This window comes from Collimonas sp. (genome assembly GCF_035566375.1).
In the GTDB taxonomy this organism is placed as follows: domain Bacteria; phylum Pseudomonadota; class Gammaproteobacteria; order Burkholderiales; family Burkholderiaceae_D; genus Collimonas.
On the sequence record NZ_DATMRK010000029.1, the window covers coordinates 170,485 to 187,791 of the forward strand.

General features: G+C 56.6%; 19 protein-coding genes and 1 tRNA gene. 6 read left to right on the forward strand and 14 right to left on the reverse strand.

All coding sequences use genetic code 11. From position 1 onward, the window contains the following. Window positions 1-49 precede the first annotated feature (49 nt). The 10 genes from VNZ60_RS08880 to VNZ60_RS08925 form a co-directional block, all read right to left on the reverse strand. Window positions 50-1,303, reverse strand: coding sequence for an NADH-quinone oxidoreductase subunit D (locus tag VNZ60_RS08880; protein ID WP_211461721.1), 1,254 nt, complete (start codon window positions 1,301-1,303; stop codon window positions 50-52). Then, window positions 1,303-1,899 carry an NADH-quinone oxidoreductase subunit C gene (locus VNZ60_RS08885; protein WP_325658212.1) on the reverse strand — a complete coding sequence of 199 codons (597 nt, stop codon included), beginning with the start codon at window positions 1,897-1,899 and terminating at the stop codon, window positions 1,303-1,305. Before VNZ60_RS08885 ends, VNZ60_RS08880 begins: the two co-directional genes overlap by 1 nt. A 9-nt stretch (window positions 1,900-1,908) precedes the next feature. Continuing rightward, entirely contained in the window at window positions 1,909-2,385 is a 477-nt protein-coding gene (locus VNZ60_RS08890; RefSeq protein WP_014005578.1) for a NuoB/complex I 20 kDa subunit family protein, read from the reverse strand. A gap of 3 nt (window positions 2,386-2,388) precedes the next feature. Next, complete coding sequence (locus VNZ60_RS08895; RefSeq protein ID WP_325658217.1) at window positions 2,389-2,748, reverse strand: NADH-quinone oxidoreductase subunit A; 360 nt, start codon at window positions 2,746-2,748, stop codon at window positions 2,389-2,391. 183 nt (window positions 2,749-2,931) lie between these two features. Continuing rightward, window positions 2,932-3,016: transfer RNA gene (locus VNZ60_RS08900), tRNA-Leu, on the reverse strand. 85 nt (window positions 3,017-3,101) lie between these two features. Continuing rightward, the gene (gene secG, locus VNZ60_RS08905) at window positions 3,102-3,536 is read right to left on the reverse strand and encodes a preprotein translocase subunit SecG (protein WP_325658219.1); all 435 of its coding nucleotides are present in this window, start codon (window positions 3,534-3,536) and stop codon (window positions 3,102-3,104) included. A 55-nt stretch (window positions 3,537-3,591) separates the two neighbouring features. Next, the gene (tpiA, locus tag VNZ60_RS08910) at window positions 3,592-4,341 is read right to left on the reverse strand and encodes a triose-phosphate isomerase (RefSeq protein WP_325658221.1); all 750 of its coding nucleotides are present in this window, start codon (window positions 4,339-4,341) and stop codon (window positions 3,592-3,594) included. 162 nt (window positions 4,342-4,503) lie between these two features. Continuing rightward, a complete protein-coding gene (locus VNZ60_RS08915; RefSeq protein ID WP_325658223.1) occupies window positions 4,504-5,508 on the reverse strand; it encodes a threo-3-hydroxy-L-aspartate ammonia-lyase in 1,005 nt (334 codons plus the stop codon). Between the two features lie 53 nt (window positions 5,509-5,561). Beyond that, window positions 5,562-6,338 carry a peroxide stress protein YaaA gene (yaaA, locus tag VNZ60_RS08920; protein WP_325658225.1) on the reverse strand — a complete coding sequence of 259 codons (777 nt, stop codon included), beginning with the start codon at window positions 6,336-6,338 and terminating at the stop codon, window positions 5,562-5,564. Between the two features lie 103 nt (window positions 6,339-6,441). Next, window positions 6,442-6,693 carry a transcriptional regulator gene (locus tag VNZ60_RS08925; RefSeq protein WP_325658227.1) on the reverse strand — a complete coding sequence of 84 codons (252 nt, stop codon included), beginning with the start codon at window positions 6,691-6,693 and terminating at the stop codon, window positions 6,442-6,444. A gap of 174 nt (window positions 6,694-6,867) precedes the next feature. On the opposite strand from VNZ60_RS08925, the gene VNZ60_RS08930 reads away from it, so the two are divergent. Next, a complete protein-coding gene (locus tag VNZ60_RS08930) occupies window positions 6,868-7,863 on the forward strand; it encodes a CPBP family intramembrane glutamic endopeptidase (protein WP_325658229.1) in 996 nt (331 codons plus the stop codon). On the opposite strand, the gene VNZ60_RS08935 is transcribed toward VNZ60_RS08930, so the two are convergent. After that, window positions 7,838-8,347: a GNAT family N-acetyltransferase gene (locus tag VNZ60_RS08935; RefSeq protein ID WP_325658231.1), complete on the reverse strand. Its 510-nt coding sequence runs from the start codon at window positions 8,345-8,347 to the stop codon at window positions 7,838-7,840. The genes VNZ60_RS08930 and VNZ60_RS08935 overlap by 26 nt on opposite strands. 131 nt (window positions 8,348-8,478) lie before the next feature. Between VNZ60_RS08935 and VNZ60_RS08940 the strand changes: the two genes are divergently transcribed. From VNZ60_RS08940 to VNZ60_RS08955, 4 genes are all read left to right on the forward strand, one after another. Further along, complete coding sequence (locus VNZ60_RS08940) at window positions 8,479-9,375, forward strand: type 1 glutamine amidotransferase domain-containing protein (protein WP_325658233.1); 897 nt, start codon at window positions 8,479-8,481, stop codon at window positions 9,373-9,375. A gap of 41 nt (window positions 9,376-9,416) precedes the next feature. Next, window positions 9,417-9,896, forward strand: a complete 480-nt coding sequence (locus VNZ60_RS08945; RefSeq protein WP_325658235.1) for a putative toxin-antitoxin system toxin component, PIN family — start codon at window positions 9,417-9,419, stop codon at window positions 9,894-9,896. A gap of 107 nt (window positions 9,897-10,003) precedes the next feature. Then, window positions 10,004-11,218, forward strand: a complete 1,215-nt coding sequence (locus tag VNZ60_RS08950) for a pyridoxal phosphate-dependent aminotransferase (RefSeq protein ID WP_325658237.1) — start codon at window positions 10,004-10,006, stop codon at window positions 11,216-11,218. Window positions 11,219-11,246: 28 nt separating this feature from the next. Beyond that, complete coding sequence (locus VNZ60_RS08955; protein ID WP_325658239.1) at window positions 11,247-11,939, forward strand: glutathione binding-like protein; 693 nt, start codon at window positions 11,247-11,249, stop codon at window positions 11,937-11,939. A gap of 61 nt (window positions 11,940-12,000) precedes the next feature. On the opposite strand, the gene greB is transcribed toward VNZ60_RS08955, so the two are convergent. Continuing rightward, complete coding sequence (gene greB / locus VNZ60_RS08960; protein ID WP_325658356.1) at window positions 12,001-12,555, reverse strand: transcription elongation factor GreB; 555 nt, start codon at window positions 12,553-12,555, stop codon at window positions 12,001-12,003. A 133-nt stretch (window positions 12,556-12,688) separates the two neighbouring features. Here greB and VNZ60_RS08965 point away from each other — a divergent pair, with 133 nt between their 5' ends. Further along, entirely contained in the window at window positions 12,689-13,615 is a 927-nt protein-coding gene (locus VNZ60_RS08965; RefSeq protein ID WP_325658241.1) for a methylglyoxal synthase, read from the forward strand. 39 nt (window positions 13,616-13,654) lie between these two features. Here the strand turns inward: VNZ60_RS08965 and VNZ60_RS08970 are convergent, their stop codons facing one another. Together VNZ60_RS08970 and VNZ60_RS08975 are read right to left on the reverse strand one after the other, a co-directional pair. Beyond that, window positions 13,655-14,665: a fimbrial protein gene (locus VNZ60_RS08970; RefSeq protein WP_325658243.1), complete on the reverse strand. Its 1,011-nt coding sequence runs from the start codon at window positions 14,663-14,665 to the stop codon at window positions 13,655-13,657. Window positions 14,666-14,675: 10 nt separating this feature from the next. Then, complete coding sequence (locus VNZ60_RS08975; protein ID WP_325658245.1) at window positions 14,676-17,261, reverse strand: fimbria/pilus outer membrane usher protein; 2,586 nt, start codon at window positions 17,259-17,261, stop codon at window positions 14,676-14,678. Between the last annotated feature and the right edge of the window lie 46 nt (window positions 17,262-17,307).

Consider the following 17,307-nt stretch of genomic DNA (forward strand, 5'->3'; position numbering starts at 1 on the left):
GCGCTAATAGTTTAGTAATAACTGCGTTTGCGTACCAGCAGACTTAGACTTAGCGGTCGATCTCACCGAACACGATATCCTGCGTGCCGATGATGGTAACGGCGTCGGCGATCATGTGGCCTTTGGCCATTTCGTTCAGGCCTTGCAGATGCGGGAAGCCTGGTGCACGAATCTTCAGACGGTAAGGCTTGTTGGCGCCGTCCGACACGATATACACGCCGAATTCGCCCTTTGGATGCTCGACCGCTGCATACGCCTCACCTGGCGGCACATGGAAACCTTCAGTGAAGAGCTTGAAGTGATGGATCAGCTCTTCCATATTGGATTTCATGTCGACCCGCGACGATGGCGCAACCTTGTGGTTGGTCGTCATCACCGGACCGCCGTTGTTGCGCAGCCATTCTACGCATTGCTTGATAATCCGGTTGGACTGGCGCATTTCTTCCACCCGCACCAGGTAGCGATCGTAGCAATCGCCGTTCTTGCCGACCGGAATATCGAAGTCCAACAAATCGTACACTTCATACGGCTGCTTCTTGCGCAAATCCCATTCGACACCTGAACCGCGCAGCATCGGTCCGGTAAAGCCCATCGCCTTGGCGCGCTCCGGCGACACCACGCCGATGCCGACCAGACGCTGTTTCCAGATACGGTTATCGGTCAGCAGAGTTTCGTACTCATCCACGTATTTCGGGAAGCGCACGGTGAAATCTTCGATGAAATCCAGCAGCGAACCCTGGCGATTTTCGTTCAGGGCCTTGATTGCCTTGGCGTTACGCACCAGCGACGCCTTGTGCTGCGGCATGGTGTCCGGCAGATCGCGATACACGCCGCCCGGACGATAATAAGCAGCATGCATACGGGCGCCGGAAACGGCTTCGTAGCAATCCATCAGATCTTCGCGCTCGCGGAATGCGTACAGCAATACCGCCATCGCGCCGACGTCCAGCGCATGCGCGCCGATCCACATCAGGTGATTCAGCAGACGCGTGATTTCGTCGAACATGACGCGGATGTACTGCGCACGGAGTGGCACTTCAAGACCGAGCAAGCGCTCGATTGCCATCACATAACCGTGCTCGTTACACATCATCGAGACGTAGTCGAGGCGATCCATGTAAGGCACTGACTGAAGATAGGTTTTTTGTTCTGCCAGCTTTTCGGTGCCGCGATGCAGCAGGCCGATATGCGGGTCGGCACGCTGGATCACTTCACCATCCAACTCCAGCACCAGGCGTAACACACCGTGCGCGGCCGGATGTTGCGGGCCGAAGTTGAGCGTGTAATTCTTAATTTCTGCCATTATTTGATCCCGTAATGTTCTTCACGAATCACCCGCGGCGTGATTTCGCGCGGATCGATCGTTACGGGTTGATAAATTACGCGTTTTTGCTCCGCGTCGTAGCGCATCTCGACATAACCCGAAACCGGGAAATCCTTGCGGAAAGGATGGCCGATGAAACCGTAGTCGGTCAAGATGCGGCGCAAATCGTTGTGACCTTCGAACAGGATGCCGAAAAAGTCGAAGGCTTCGCGCTCGTACCAGTTGGCCGAGGCCCAGATATCGGTCAGCGAAGCCAGCATCGGCATCTCGTCGTCCGGCGCGAAAACACGCACCCGCAGGCGCCAGTTATGCTCGATCGACAGCAAATGGGAAACCGCCGCAAAGCGCGCGCCGTCCCATGTACCCTCGCCATAGGTTGAATAATCGACGCCGCAGAGGTCGATCAATTCTTCAAAACGAGTATCGGCGTGATCGCGCAGCACGCGCATCGCCGACAGATAATTCGAAGCCTTGACCACGATCGTGATCTCGCCAAAGGCCACAGTCAGACTTTGAAGGTCATCGCCCAGCGCATTGCGCACGGCGGCTTCCAGGGTTTCCAGTTTGGTCGTCATGGTGTTCTCTTAGCGCGCAATCGTGTTGGTGCGGCGAATCTTGTTTTGCAGCTGGATGATGCCATACAGCAGTGCTTCAGCAGTCGGCGGGCAACCAGGAACGTAAATATCGACCGGCACGATACGATCGCAACCGCGCACCACCGAATACGAATAGTGATAATAGCCGCCGCCGTTGGCGCAGGAACCCATGGAAATCACCCAACGCGGTTCCGGCATCTGGTCGTACACCTTACGCAAGGCAGGCGCCATCTTGTTGCACAGCGTGCCGGCCACGATCATCACGTCGGACTGACGCGGCGACGGCCGGAAAATCACACCAAAACGGTCCATGTCGTAGCGCGAAGCGCCGGCATGCATCATTTCGACCGCACAACAGGCCAGGCCAAACGTCATCGGCCACAAAGAGCCGGTGCGGGTCCAGTTGATCAGTTTGTCAGCCGTAGTGGTGACAAAGCCTTCGTTCAATACACCTTCAATAGACATGGCTTACTCCCAATCCAGAGCGCCGCGTTTCCAGATGTACCAGAAGCCCACCACGAATTCAGCGATAAACACCATCATCGTGATAAAGCCCGGCCAACCGAGGTCGCGCATGGCAACCCCCCACGGGAAGAAAAATGCGGTTTCCAGATCGAACAAAATGAACAAAATGGCGACAAGGTAATAACGCACATCGAACTTCATGCGCGCATCTTCGAATGCTTCAAAACCGCATTCGTATGGAGAAGTTTTTTGGGAGTCAGGCCGATGCGGCCCAAGTACACGACCAAGCAATTGCGGGGCGATGCCAACCGCGATACCGATCAGGATAAACAGCAGGACGGGAAAATAATTTTCGAGGTTCACGATTTTGCGCCAGTAGTTTGAACAGTCGAGACTACGAGAGAGGATCACTCCCTCGCAGCCCCTTTGCAGAATGATTTGCCGGCTTGAATGATCAAACCTGACGCCCCCAATCCAGCAAACCAGACCACAAGTTCCTCGACAAAAAGCCAGCGCAGGGGCAACCGTTGCTGGCCTCATATTCTTTGGTGCCGACGGCGAGACTCGAACTCGCACAGCTTTCGCCACTACCCCCTCAAGATAGCGTGTCTACCAATTTCACCACGTCGGCATAAGCGCGTATTTTAACCTGATTTAGTACTTTTGTTCAATGCACAATCGGATTAAAAGTCAGCAATTTCACTCACAAACAGTACTTATTTAGGAATTTGATTCGACTGCGCGCTGCCGGTCGAAGGTGCTGGCACGGAAGCAGCTGCACTAGTCGATACACTAGCCGATGCGGAAGCAGCTGCAGGGGCAGTTGCCGGCGCCGCCGTCGTCGCCGGAATTGCTGCCGCAGGCGCTGGAGCCGCGGGCAGATTATCCATCACGCCGCCGCTGGCTACCGTACGGTGATTCCCCAGATACACCAAAGCCAAGGTCGCGATGAAGAAAATCGCTGCCGCCAGGCCCGTCGATTTCGACAGAAAATTCGAAGAACCGGTCGCACCAAACAAACTTCCCGAGGCGCCGGAGCCGAAGGCCGCACCCATATCGGCGCCCTTGCCATGCTGCAGTAGCACAAGGCCGATAATCGTCAACGCCGACAACACCTGAACGATGACAATGATATTAAATACTGTGTTCATTTAATGATTTCCAATGAGAGTTGATGCTTTGTTTTTACTAATTACCAAATCCAAACTATCGGGCTGCAGCGACAATCGCCAGAAAATCAACTGCCTTCAACGCTGCGCCGCCGATCAAACCACCGTCTATATCCGGCATGCCCAGCAATTCAGCAGCGTTGTCCGGCTTCATGCTGCCGCCATACAAAATCTTTACTTCGACTGCGGCTGCGGGATTCTTCCCTGCCAGCCTGGCGCGCAAGGCCAGATGTACATCTTGCGCCATCTGCGGGGTCGCCGTCTTACCGGTCCCGATCGCCCACACAGGCTCATACGCCACCACAATCCTGGCCAGATCGGCTGCATCCAGCAGATCCAGCACCGCTGCCAACTGCCGCCCCACCACTGCCTCGGTCTGGCCGGCTTCGCGCTCAGCCAGGGTTTCGCCGACACAGACGATAGGCGTAATGCCAGCCTGCAACGCGCGCAAGGCCTTCTGCGCTACCAATTCATCGCTTTCCGCGTGGTAAGCGCGCCGTTCGGAATGGCCGACGATAGCGTAGCGACAAGCAAAATCCTGCAACATGCTGACCGCGACTTCACCGGTATAAGCACCGGCTGCGTGCGCCGAAATGTCCTGCGCGCCCAATGCAATTGCCGATCCGGCAAGCTCAGACTGACATTGTGCGAAATAAGGAGCAGGTACGCACACCGCAATATCACAAGCTATTGCACTCAGGCCAGCCTTGATTTCCGCCAGTAATGCAGCGTTGGCAACCAGACTGCCATTCATTTTCCAGTTACCGGCTACAAGTTTACGACGCATATTCAGCAAGGCCCAGGTTTTCAATAACCCGGCATTCTAACGCGTCGCGGGGAAAGCGGTCAAACCAGCAAGAAATATATGACATTCATATGACATGCAGCTTAACCATAGATCTCCGCGCCCTTACCCAATTCTTGCAAAACAGCTTTTATCCGACACACATCAAGAAAATGTTTTCGCAGCAGCAATACTGCGCGCAAACAGTTCCATATCGACATTGCCGCCGCTCACGATCACGCCGACTTTTTCTCCAGCGAACGGCAGCACCCGGTGCATGACTGCAGCAGCAGCCAGGCAACCGGCCGGCTCGACCACGATCTTCATACGCTCGGCAAAAAATCGCATTTGGGTGCGCAACTGATCGTCGCTGACGGTAACGATGTCTTTTACATATGCCTGAAGAATCGGCAACACCAGCTTGCCGACATGCTGCGTCTGGGCACCGTCGGCAATCGTGTCGGGCACCGGAATATGCACGATGCTACCGCTGCGCAAGGACTGCTGCGCATCGTTGCCGGCTTCCGGCTCGACGCCGATGACAATACAAGCGGGCGACAAATGCGCCGCTGCGATAGCGCAGCCGGACAGCAAACCGCCGCCGCCGGTGCAAACAAACAAATAATCAAGCGGCCCGACGGCCTCGAACAATTCCTTCGCCGCCGTGCCTTGGCCGGCAATCACATCAGGATGATCGTAAGCAGGAATCACGGCGCAACCGCGCTCAGCGGACAAACGGGCTGCAATCTCTTCCCTATCCTCGCGCTCACGATCGTACAAAATGATCTCGGCGCCGTATTCGCGCGTCGCCGCCAGCTTCATGGCCGGCGCATTGCTCGGCATGACGATGGTCGCATGCACGCCCAGCATGCGCGCCGCCAGCGCCATGCCTTGCGCATGATTACCGGAAGAAAAAGCGACCACGCCTTGCTGCTTCTGCTGTTCGCTAAGGCAGCTGATGGCGTTATACGCGCCGCGAAACTTGAAAGCGCCTACTCGCTGAAAATTTTCACACTTGAAGAAAATACTGGCGTCCGCCAAGTGGTCTGCCTGGCTTGAGGTAAGTACCGGCGTCTTGTAAGCGACGCCCTCAAGGCGTTTGGCCGCGGCGGCGATATCCTGGTAAGTGACGGCAAGCCCGGCAAGTGCAGCAAATTCGGTTCCAGCCATTTTTTCATCCTTTATATTTAACTCGCAGCAGACGACGCTCGGCCTCCGCCTGACTATTCTCCTGAACGGCGCCGGAACATCCAGCGGCCGCTATCGGAATCCTGCGGAATATATTGATAGCCGCCCAGATCAAACGCTTTCAACTTTTCCGCATCGCTGATTTTGTTCAGTGCCGCGTAACGCGCCATCAATCCGCGCGCCCGCTTGGCGTAGAAGGAAATAATCTTGTACTTGCCGTTCTTCCAATCCTCGAATACCGGAGTGACGATACTGGCGTCGAGAACCTTCGGCCGCACCACCTTGAAATATTCTTCCGAGGCCAGGTTCACCAGCGTCTTGGCCTTTTGCTGGCTCAGTTGCCGGTTCAAAGCCTGGGTCACCGTATCACCCCAGAAAGCGTACAGATTCTTGCCGCGCGGATTGGCCAGGCTGGTGCCCATTTCCAGCCGATAGGGCTGCATCCGGTCTAGCGGCCGCAATACGCCATACAAGCCAGACAAGATCCGGATGCGGCTTTGCGCATAGTTCAGTTGGGTGGTATTCAAGGACGCCGCATCCAGGCCCTCGTAGACATCGCCGTTGAAGGCCATGATCGCCTGTTTCGAATTGGCGCTGGTGAATTTCTCTGACCACGAGGCAAAACGGGCCGTGTTCAATTGCGCCAGCGGATCCGAAATCTTCATCATGCTGCCGATCTGCGCCGGCGACAATTCCCGCAAGACGCTGATCAACTCAGCCGAATGATCGATGAAATCTGGCGTGGTGTGTGTTTCGGTAGTGCTGGGAGTGCTGTAATCAAGGGATTTTGCGGGCGACAAAACAATCAGCATGTGAACATCCAAATAAACCTGAGAATGTTCGCAATGATACCGAAACAAACATATCGGCGCTGGCGCCGCTGAGCGCAGTCCAATTGCTGAGCGCCATCGGCTCTTAGCCAAAATCACCTGACGACAGATCGCGCTCAAATTCAGCGACCCAGCTCGAACCGTCCCCGATCGGATATTGTTTTTTGCGGCCAGTGGATTTCCTGCTGACCGTGACAAAACCGCTCAACGCGAATATTTCATCGGTTTTGGGATCTGTCGTATCCACCTCATGCAATTCAAAGTCGTCCGCAGCAAGATGCTGCGCTTGCAAAATCGCATGAAAGTCGTTCTTTTCGTCTGGCTCAATCAACTTCATTTGTGCCTCCTGCTGAAGTGGAATCGCGAGTCATCACCTTAGCACGACGGTACTTACAATGCATTTCGCCCGGATCGTCGATGGCTTCTCGGCGCTCGCAATATAAATATTTCCCCCAAATTTATTTTCTTCAGAGTAATATTTCGAGCCGATTTTCCATTCACAAATGGCAACTTGCGCATAGAGACAATACTAGTCAAAGAATATCAACTTTACAAAAGTTCGAACCGGAGATACAGCGTGCACAAAGAACCTCACACGGCCAAGAGCGTAAATCGCAAGATCACTTGGGATCGGGCGCGCCAATGGCCTCTGCTTCGCATCCTGCTAGGATGCAGCGCCATCGTCGTTCCGCTTCTGGTCGCCTTGCCTGCCCTGGATTGGTTAAAAAAAGAAATTCCGCTTGTGGGCCGCATTTCACACGCCATATCGCTGACCAATCTTTTGACTATGGTGCTGGCGATTCTTGCCTATCGTTTTTACGTCAGTCGCGTAGAACGTCGGCCCGTCATTGAATTTGCCGCACGGGGAGCATTTCTGGAGTTGTTCGGCGGCGTGTTGCTGGGCGCCGCAATGTTCACGCTAACGCTCGCCATCTTGTGGATGACGGGCTATTACCGGTTGACCGGAATGGGAGCATGGGGCGTCCTCTTTCCGGCGGCAATGGCGGCGGCAAACGCGGCGATAACGGAAGAATTGATTTTCCGTGGCGTCATTTTCCGGATCAGCGAGCAGGCGTCAGGCACATGGCTGGCACTGATTATTTCGGCTGCATTATTCGGCGCGGTGCATTTCCTCAATCCCGGCGCCGGCCTGCAAGGCGCTGTGTCGATCATGCTCGAAGCCGGGGTTTTCCTGGCCGCAGCCTTTTTACTGAAACGCCGCCTATGGTTCCCAATCGGAGCGCATTTCGCATGGAATTTCACACAGGGCGGGATCTTCGGTTTGGCGGTGTCCGGCCGCAAAAGCGCCAGTTTGCTGCAAGGGGAAGTCAGCGGGCCGTTATGGATTTCCGGTGGCGTGTTCGGGCTTGAAGCATCGGTGGCCGCCATCGCAATTTGCTTCCTGGTCGCCATGTTGCTGCTACTGCGCGCCGCGAAAAACGGGATGTGGGTTAAAGCACCGTGGACGCGCACCAGCCTGGCTAGAAATGACAGGCAAACAATTTAGTCTCGGAACCATCGTTTTTCAACTGCAGCATTGCTTCAAATTTCAAACCTATCTTTTCAAGCAATTTGATCGATTGATAATTATCAGGTGCAGTAATTGCCACGATCCGCTGCAGGCCGCAGACGCTGTTACCGTACTCCAGCACTGCCGCCGCAGCCTCGTAAGCGTAGCCCTTGCCCCAGAATTCCGGCAGAAAGGCATAGCCGATATCGACGTCCGGCAAGGTTTCGCGTTTGATCAAGCCGCACATGCCGATCGGCACTGCCCCATCCTTCAGCTCGACCATGTACAAACCGAAGCCATGACTCTCATACATCGCCATCGGGCCGCTCAGAAGCGTTGCGTGCGCTTGATCCACGGTTCTTATGCCGCGGTCGCCTATGAATTGCAGCCACGAAGGCTCGTTCACCAAGCGCAGATAAAATGCGGCGTCAGCGCCGTTCAGCTTGCGCAAGATCAAGCGCTCTGTTTCAAGAACTTTCATAGGCTTTATTTATCCTTGGAGTTGAATTTTGCCAGCAGCGCTCAAGCATAAGCACTGAGCCGTTTGTTGTCTACTGATCGGTACATCACGATATACGCTAAGCTAGCGCCACATCCGACCAAGAACCAGCCATGAGCGCATCGTCAAAAATTATCCTGATCCCCATACCCAATCTGGATTTCGATCCCAGCGAGGTGGCGGTGTCCTGGCGCATATTGACCGAACGCGGGCATACGGTGGTTTTTGCCACGCCCGACGGCCGGCCCGCCGCTGCCGATCCACTGATGGTGTCCGGCGAGGGACTGGATATCTGGGGTTTCCTCCCGCTGCTGAAAAAAATAAAGCTGCTAGGCCTGGCGCTGCGCGCCAATGCTGCCGCACGCGCCGACTACGCTACGCTCCAGGGCGAGCGCGCATTTCAAACGCCGCTGACCTATGCTGAGCTGCAAGTTGCAGACTACGACGGTCTGCTACTGCCAGGCGGCCACAACTCCCGCGGCATGCGCGCCTATCTGGAAAGCCAGCCGTTGCAGCATTTCGTCGGCGCTTTTTTCGACAGCAATAAACCGGTGGCGGCAATCTGCCACGGCGTCGTTCTTGCCGCGCGCAGCCGGTCGCCGCGCACCGGCAAATCGGTCCTGTACGGCCGTAAGACCACCGCACTGACATGGAAACTGGAGCACAGCGCCTGGACTCTGATGAAATTCTGCGGCCGTTTCTGGAACCCCGCCTATTACCGCACCTATGGCGAACAAGCTGGCGAAGCGGCCGGCTATCGCGGCGTCCAGGCGGAAGTAACGCGGGCTTTGGTGCAGTCGGACGATTTCATCGATGTCGCACCCGGTGCGCCGGATTATTTTCGTAAAAGCAGCGGCTTGTTCCGCGACAGCACGCATGACAGCCGCCCGGCTTTCGTGATGCAAGACCACAATTACATCTCGGCCCGCTGGCCCGGCGACGTCCATCTTTTTGCCGCCACTTTCGCGCAGCTGCTGGAAGCTGGCTTGCCGGCCTCGCAGCCGGGGTAAAATGCGCGCTACCGATTGATGGAAACCCGCATAGGCTAAGCATGACCCCAGATTTACCGGCAACGACTCAAACCCGCCAGACCAAACCACGCATCGTCATCGACACCAATGTCTGTCTCGATTTATTTGTCTTCCGCGATCCGCGCTGGAGCGGATTAATGGCGGCTTTGCAAAGCGGCGAAGTGGAAGCTGTAACCCGCGCCGACTGCCGCCAGGAGTGGCAAATGGTGTTGCATTACCCCCATCTTCCCATCACCGATGAGACCCGCCCTGCCATCAATGCCGAATTTGACGCCTTGATCAGCTGCCTGGAAGCCGGGGCGCTGACACCGCGTACTGACATCCTCCTGCCCATCTGTACCGACCCAGACGACCAGAAATTCCTGGAGCTGGCGCTGGGCGCGCAAGCCACCACTCTGATCACCAAAGACAAGGCCCTGTTGAAGCTGGCGCGCAAGACGGCCAAGGCAGGACTTTTCGCCATCATCCCGCCCCAGGCATGGAGCCCGGCTAACGCTTAATCTCAGGAATTCGCCGGCCGCTGTGCAGTCTCATACAAACCGCTAAAATGCCGAATTCAGACATTAATCTAGGCACTAAGCCAGACACTAAGCGAGATTGACAGCAGATGAACCGTGATTTGAGAATTCCTGACGCTGCAGCAGTTGACACAACCCATGCAGACTACACGCCCAAGCAACTTCAATCCAGACTGCCCAAGGTCGGCACCACCATTTTCACGGTGATGTCGACCCTCGCCAGCGAAAAATCCGCGGTTAACCTGGGGCAAGGGTTCCCGGATTTCGATTGCGATCCAGCGCTGGTCGACGCCGTCAGCAACGCCATGAAAAGCGGTTTCAACCAGTATCCGCCGATGCCCGGCGTACCGGCCTTGCGCCAGGCCATCGTCGATAAAATCGCAAAACTCTACGGTCACAACTACGATCCAGCCACCGAAATCACAGTCACCGCCGGCGCTACTCAGGGCCTGCTGACCGCCATCATGTGCGCGGTGCATCCAGGCGACGAGGTGATTGTGATCGAACCGGCGTATGACAGCTACGTGCCGGCGATCGAACTGGCCGGCGGCAAGCCGGTGCTGGTGCAAATGACATTGGGCGCGGACGGCTACGCGATCCCGTGGGACCGGATTGCAGCGGCGGTCAGCCCGCTTACGCGGATGATCTTGGTCAACTCGCCGCACAACCCGACCGGCAGCGTGCTGACTCTGGCCGACATCGAGGCGCTGAAAGACATCGTGCGCGGCACCGAGATCCTGATCCTGTCGGACGAAGTCTATGAACACATGGTGTTCGACGGCATCCGCCATGAATCGATTTGCCGTCATCCTGAACTCGCGGCACGCGCGTTTGTGGTTTCCAGCTTCGGCAAAACCTATCATGTCACCGGCTGGAAAATCGGCTATGTGGCGGCGCCGGCGGCGCTTTCCGCGGAATTCCGCAAAGTCCATCAATACAATATTTTCACCGTCAATACACCGGTGCAGCACGGGATTGCGCAGTATATGCAAAATCCCGCGCCCTATATCGAATTGCCGGCTTTCTATCAGCGCAAGCGCGACCTGTTCCGCGATGGCTTGAAGCATACCCGTTTCAAGCTGCTGCCGGCCGACGGCACCTATTTCCTGTGTGTCGATTACTCTGCCATTTCGTCGCTAAGCGAGGCTGATTTTGCCATCTGGCTGACCTCCGAAATCGGCGTTGCGGCAATTCCGGTATCGGCGTTCTATCAGTCACCACGCGAGTCTGGCATCGTCCGTTTCTGCTTTGCCAAACAAGACCAGACCTTGCAGCAGGCGCTGCAGCGGCTGGCAAAAATCTGAACGCAGCACATTAAAAAAGGAAATAGCCATGATCGATGTCTATAGCTGGGCCACCCCGAACGGCCACAAGGTTCATATCCTGCTGGAAGAACTGGGCCTGCCCTACCGTGTACACGCGGTCGATATCGGCGCCGGCGACCAGTTCAAACCGGACTTCCTGTCGATTTCACCCAACAACAAGATCCCGGCCATCGTCGACGCCCACGGCCCCGACGGCAAGCCGATTTCCCTGTTTGAATCGGGTGCGATCCTGGTTTACCTGGCCGGCAAGAGCGGCCAGTTCCTGGGCCACACCGATCGCGAGAAATTCAACACCCTGCAATGGCTGATGTTCCAGATGGGCGCTGTCGGACCGATGCTGGGCCAGACCCACCATTTCCGCATCTACGCGCCGGAAAAGATTGAGTATGCAGTCAATCGCTACACCAACGAAGCCAAGCGCATCTATGGCGTGATCGACAAACAATTGTCGCAACACCCTTACCTGGCTGGCAATGAATATACGATCGCCGACATCGCCACTTTCCCGTGGATTCGTTCCTGGAAAAATCAGGGCATAGAGCTGAGCGATTATCCGCATCTGAAAACCTGGTTCGACACCATCAGCGAACGTCCTGCAGTAAAACGCGGCGTCGAAATACTAGCCTCGGCGCGCAAGCCGCTGACCGATGACAAGGCGCGGGATATCTTGTTTGGCAGCCAGCAGTATCAGAAACGATAAGCACGGCGAATCGGATGGCAGCGTCGCCGCTGTCCGATTCGCGCTAACGGACGTAGCAAGTTTAAGGCGCAGGGTAGCTGACCGCCAGGATTTCCAATTCGTCCAGCCCGGCCGGCGTCATCAAGGTGACGCTCTCGCCTTCGTGGGCCTTGGTCAAGGCGCGCGCCACCGGTGAAATCCAGCTGATCTTGCCATGCAGCGGATCCAGCTCATCGATGCCGACAATCGTCACCGTATGCTCTTCGCCGGCATGATTCTGGTAACTCACCGTGGCGCCGAAAAACACCTGGTCGCGGCCGTGATGCACGCTTGGATCAACCACCTCGGCCAGATCCAGGCGCTTGGTTAAAAAGCGGATGCGGCGGTCGATTTCACGCAACCTGCGCTTGCCGTAAATATAATCGCCGTTTTCCGAACGGTCGCCGTTGGAGGCAGCCCAGGACACGATGCGCACCACCTCCGGCCGATCTGCATCAATCAGACGCAATAGCTCGTCTTTCATGTGTTGATAGCCCTGCGGCGTCATGTAATTCTTGGTGCCGGGCGGAATCGCCGGCAACCCGAATTCCAGATCGTCGTCATCGCCTTCAGATTCTTTTACAAATGCCTTGTTCATGGCTGACATTGTAGTTCCAATTGCGCTATGACTGCCAATTTGGCCCAACGCCATGGTTTTTCCAGCATGCCAATATGGTAAAGTCAGGCCGGTGCAATGTTGCCCCTGCTGACCTCTGCGAGTTTCTTGTTATATGCCTGCCAATTCCTCCTCCAACGCCCCTGCCGCCCGCTTCCGGATCGGCCTCGCCACCAGCCGCAGCCACCAGCACGGTCCCGAATCCGCGCTGGCCCAGTTGCTGAATGGCAGCCGCCATAGCATCGAACAGCAGTTGCAACCGCAACTCATAGTGGTTGGACGAACTTTGGACGCCATGCAGCAACTAGGCTTGCTCGCTGCTTATCCGTACATCGAACGCTTCCCTTACGGCCGCCACGGCGGCTTGATGAAGCTGGTGTCGCGCGTGGTCGACGCCGACCCGGCGCGCACCCTGGATGCGGTGATTTACCTGATGGATCCGGTCGATCCCTCATCCACCTTTCCAGAAGCGGTAGCCTTGAAACGGCAATGCGTGATCCACGGCAAACCGTTCTTATCGACGCTGGCCGGCGCCCGCGAATGGCTGGAGCTGGAAGCCGTGGCCGCCGGCGCCGCACCGAATCCTGAACTGGATCCGACTTTCGATCTGGCACAGGAAGGCATCGCGCTGATTGCTCATGATGCAATGAAAGAACGGATGCTGGATATAGCTGAACGTCATTTCGCGCTACTCGATCAGTTTGCATTTCGCTGTGCTACCGGCACTACCGGCAGCCTGCTGAATAAGCTGGCGCAGAAAATCAAGGGCGAGGAAGCCGGGCGCAACTGGGTCAAACCCTTCCTCAGCGGCCCGCTAGGCGGCGATGCGCAAATCGCTGAATTGATCCTGGATCGCCAGCAATGCCGGCGCGTGTTATTCCTGGAAGATCCGCATGTCGCCCGCCAGCACGAAGCGGATATCCAGTTACTGGAACGCGCCGCCCGTACCGTGACCGACTACGCGTTATGCATCAGCGATGCGCAGTGCGGCGAGCGCTGGCTTGGTTTACTGCAGCAGCGCGCCGCCCTGGTCAAACCTTAAGCCTGCGTCGGGCGGCATGGACAGCCGCTATTACAGCCGCTATTGATATTCGACGGTAAAAGTCGCTTCGCCGTTGGCAGGACCTGCTTTCATGGTCTCCGAGGTCTGATAATACCTGGCGCTGAACGGCACGATATATTGGATGTCGGCAGAGGGCCCCACCACTACCGGCGTACCGAAAATGACTGGCTGACCGCCTTTATCCAGGATCTGAATGCCGACACCGGTCGCCATGTTGGCAACCTGCTTCAATTTCAACACGCCAGGCTGACTGGATGGGTCGGCGGTGGCGCTCATCTTCAGCATGATCGTATTCTGGGCATTTTCGCCGCGTTGGCAATTGAGTTTGATATTGAACGACCGCTCGCCGGCAGTCGAACCGACGCCCTTGAAGCCCCTCTTGCCAACGTCACCGAGATTAACAGGGATATTCTGCGAGCCCGCATCCACCGTGCATGACGGCGTAATGATGGTGATGCCGCTGCCGGACAGGATAGAGGTGATCGCCGATATGTTATCGCCGTTGCCTTTATAGGTGGTGTAAGTACCGGAGGCCAGCTGTCCGCTACCGGTCTTGGTGGCCGTCTTGATCAATTCGACCGTGAAATACGACGGACTGTAAAATAGCACAGGGGCGGCGGGCACATTAAGCGTGTGTGGATAATAAGTCCGGCCGACACCGGTAATCTGCCGTGACAATCTAATCCCCACGCCGGGCACCGCCGTTGTGTAGACATTGGACATGCCGGCTATGGCTGTTCCCTGCAATATGCTGCCGGTCACAGAGCCGCCACCAGGGCAGTTCCATGCTACTTCAGATGCACCGGCAATTGGAATCGTGAAATCCTTGGTCGCAAATACAGCACCGATGGCGGTATTAGCGGGGATGACCTGTGGGCCCAAGTCCATCTGAATGATTTTCTCGGTAGCGCCGGCTGGCCGCACACAAGCAGCCTGCGCGCCGCTAACTCTCAACAGGGCTGACGCAGACAACGCCAGCAATACCAGGCGGCAGCTCCCGCCAGCAACATTTATTCGCAATATATTCATAGTCCCTTCTCTATTCCTTATTTGCCGGCATTGATGCAGACGTCCATTGACACTGCGCATTCAATTCACGAATCGGCGGTGGATTTTTCTCAGCCGGCACGCGGTATTTAATGCGGCACTGCTCTGCCGCACCACGGCCCCACTTCACATTGAGCTCATCAGACTCCCTGGCGCCGGTAATGAAGGTCTGGCCTTCACCGCCAACGATGCCCATCTCCTGCCCCTGCAGGTTCTCGACCTTGGCGCCGAACGGCAGCGGCTTGCCGTTCTTGTCGCTCAGATTCAGCATCAGGCGCAAGCCGATCGATGTTTCAAATTTCGCCAGCACCACCGCACCGCGCGTCGGCACCACATCCAACGCGGCATTCTTGACTTCAACGTTATCGCCCAGATCCTCGGTACGCACTGCCAGGCGATTCACCCGATACGGGCTCAGATTCGCCAATATCGCGTTGCCGCGACTATCGGTACGCACGCCGGGATACGCTTCAAAGCCGACGTTGGCAGCGTCCGGCGCCTGCACCAGCGCCATGGTTTCGCCCAAAGGCTGCGACAAGGTGACGCCGCCGCCATGCACTACCAGGCCGCCGGCCACGCCGAGCGTAGTCTGTCCATAACCGGAGCCTTGGGTACGGCCGAAATCGACCCGGCCGATCTGCGACAGGTAGCTGGCGCTGGCGCTGCCGCTATTGTCTTGCTGATTCGAATGGGCCGCGGTGACGTTATAAGTCAGGCGGCCGTCATCCAGCGCCGAGCCGTATACGCTGGCCTGTTGACTTACCTCGCCGTTGTTGCCCTTGGCTACGGTGTAGCGAGCATAGGAACGGCTATCGCCCAGCGGAATCGACAAGGTCAGCATCAACTGCCGATTCGCGGTTCCGTACAGATTGCTGCTTTGGTTATAGAAAACGCTATAGCTAAGCTGTTTGTAGAAATTCGAATAACCGACCTGGATCAGACGATCTTTTTTTGCGGCGCCCCAATAACTTTGCTGCTGCGCCGAAATGTAGGCGGTGCCGCCCTTGCTGCCCAATTGCTGAGACAGATCGATCTGCAATTGATTGCGACGGTTATTGAGTACCTGACCGAATTGCAGATCCTGCATCCGTGCCGCTTCCTGGAAGGTGCGGAAGCCGCCGGTGGAATAGCGATAACCGGCCATGCGTACATTGCTACCGTAATTCTCGAACGCTTTGGCGTACAGGAAACGCAGCGACTGGCCGTTGACATCTTGCTGGTTCGGCACCTTGGTGCGCGCCTGCGACAGATCGGCCGAAATCGCGCCGAAATCGCGCAGGTTCTTGCCGACCCCGAACAACAACGATTGATGAATATCAGAGGCGATCACACCGCCATATATCGAGAATTCCTTGCCCATCCCGCGCGCTATCGTGCCTTGCATGAATTTAGGCTTGGCGCCGCTATTGGCGTTTGAAAAACCGTCGCGATACTGGCCGCCGGTCGCACTGTAGCGCCAGCTGCCTTCGCGCAGTAAAGTCGGCACCGCGGAGAATGCTTGCTTGAACTTGGTTTCACGGCCGTCGGCTTCCGTAATCGTCACTTCCAGATCGCCGCTGGACGAAGTCGGATACAAGTCGTCCAGCACAAACGGGCCAGGCGCGACGTAGGTGCTGTACACCACGTAACCGTTCTGCCGCACAGTCACCCGCGCATTGCTCTGGGCTACGCCACGGATGGTTGGCGCATAACCTTGCTGGCTGTCGGGAAGCATGCCGTCGTCGGACGACAACTGGACGCCGCGGAACTGGAAGGCGTCGAAGAAATTACCCGGTGTAGTGCTCTCGCCGATCACCAATTGACCGCCAAGGGAGGCAATATCTCGTTGCAAATTCGACGTCATCGACTGCCAGCGGCCGCGGCCGTTAGCGCTGCGGTTATAGCTGGAGAAATTACGAAAGCGCCAGTCGCCAAAATTGACGCCACTGCGCAGACCGGCATACAAGGTATTACGCGCTTGCGCAGTGTTTGTAGTGCCGGGGTTGGCGTTGAACTCGACGTCCCTGCCGTTATTTTTTCTGCCGTCATTGCGCGCCGCCGAAAGCTGGTAGTCCAGCATACCGACATTGACGCCCTGGTCCCATTTGTCCGGGCTTATGGCGCCGCGCGCCTGGCGCTTCATGGCGGCTTGCGGGATGCTGATTGACAGGTGCAGCTTCTCACTGTTGAATGAAACGCTGGCACCGGGAATCGCCTGCGCCAGGTCGACGCATTGATCGCCGGCCGCCATCAAGGCCGGGAACACCTCAACCTTGACGCCCCAGCCGTCCAGAATGGCGCGCGTCAGGCAAGGCTGGGCATTTTTTTCGCCGTCCCTGTCGACGAAACTCACCTGGCTTTGGCCGATGCCGCTTTCATTCAAGCTAACGTCAACCAGATAACTGCCGGGCATGACACGATTGGCGAATGCGAACAAAGACAAGTCAGCGCGGCTTTGCTCGCCGCCGATATCCAGGAACTGTTCATTGAATACCGAGCCGGCCTTTTCTTGCGCATGGGCCAGCTGCGTCAGCACCGCCAGCGTAATCGTGGACAGCGCCAGACGTACCGGCTTGCGTTTATGTGACGATCTGATCACTTTTTTCTTCCTTTATTTCTGTCTTGCGCGACATGCCCCGACAGGA

What these genes read in the sequence shown, in the direction of transcription:
- secG (WP_325658219.1), bottom strand. Translation starts at nt 3,536, where the DNA reads ATGAACACAGTATTTAATATCATTGTCATCGTTCAGGTGTTGTCGGCG.
- VNZ60_RS08885 (WP_325658212.1), bottom strand. Translation starts at nt 1,899, where the DNA reads ATGACGACCAAACTGGAAACCCTGGAAGCCGCCGTGCGCAATGCGCTG.
- VNZ60_RS08880 (WP_211461721.1), bottom strand. Translation starts at nt 1,303, where the DNA reads ATGGCAGAAATTAAGAATTACACGCTCAACTTCGGCCCGCAACATCCG.
- VNZ60_RS08950 (WP_325658237.1), top strand. Translation starts at nt 10,004, where the DNA reads ATGAACCGTGATTTGAGAATTCCTGACGCTGCAGCAGTTGACACAACC.
- VNZ60_RS08965 (WP_325658241.1), top strand. Translation starts at nt 12,689, where the DNA reads ATGCCTGCCAATTCCTCCTCCAACGCCCCTGCCGCCCGCTTCCGGATC.
- VNZ60_RS08935 (WP_325658231.1), bottom strand. Translation starts at nt 8,347, where the DNA reads ATGAAAGTTCTTGAAACAGAGCGCTTGATCTTGCGCAAGCTGAACGGC.
- yaaA (WP_325658225.1), bottom strand. Translation starts at nt 6,338, where the DNA reads ATGCTGATTGTTTTGTCGCCCGCAAAATCCCTTGATTACAGCACTCCC.
- VNZ60_RS08970 (WP_325658243.1), bottom strand. Translation starts at nt 14,665, where the DNA reads ATGAATATATTGCGAATAAATGTTGCTGGCGGGAGCTGCCGCCTGGTA.
- VNZ60_RS08945 (WP_325658235.1), top strand. Translation starts at nt 9,417, where the DNA reads ATGACCCCAGATTTACCGGCAACGACTCAAACCCGCCAGACCAAACCA.
- VNZ60_RS08955 (WP_325658239.1), top strand. Translation starts at nt 11,247, where the DNA reads ATGATCGATGTCTATAGCTGGGCCACCCCGAACGGCCACAAGGTTCAT.
- VNZ60_RS08940 (WP_325658233.1), top strand. Translation starts at nt 8,479, where the DNA reads ATGAGCGCATCGTCAAAAATTATCCTGATCCCCATACCCAATCTGGAT.
- VNZ60_RS08925 (WP_325658227.1), bottom strand. Translation starts at nt 6,693, where the DNA reads ATGAAGTTGATTGAGCCAGACGAAAAGAACGACTTTCATGCGATTTTG.
- VNZ60_RS08890 (WP_014005578.1), bottom strand. Translation starts at nt 2,385, where the DNA reads ATGTCTATTGAAGGTGTATTGAACGAAGGCTTTGTCACCACTACGGCT.
- greB (WP_325658356.1), bottom strand. Translation starts at nt 12,555, where the DNA reads ATGAACAAGGCATTTGTAAAAGAATCTGAAGGCGATGACGACGATCTG.
- VNZ60_RS08915 (WP_325658223.1), bottom strand. Translation starts at nt 5,508, where the DNA reads ATGGCTGGAACCGAATTTGCTGCACTTGCCGGGCTTGCCGTCACTTAC.
- tpiA (WP_325658221.1), bottom strand. Translation starts at nt 4,341, where the DNA reads ATGCGTCGTAAACTTGTAGCCGGTAACTGGAAAATGAATGGCAGTCTG.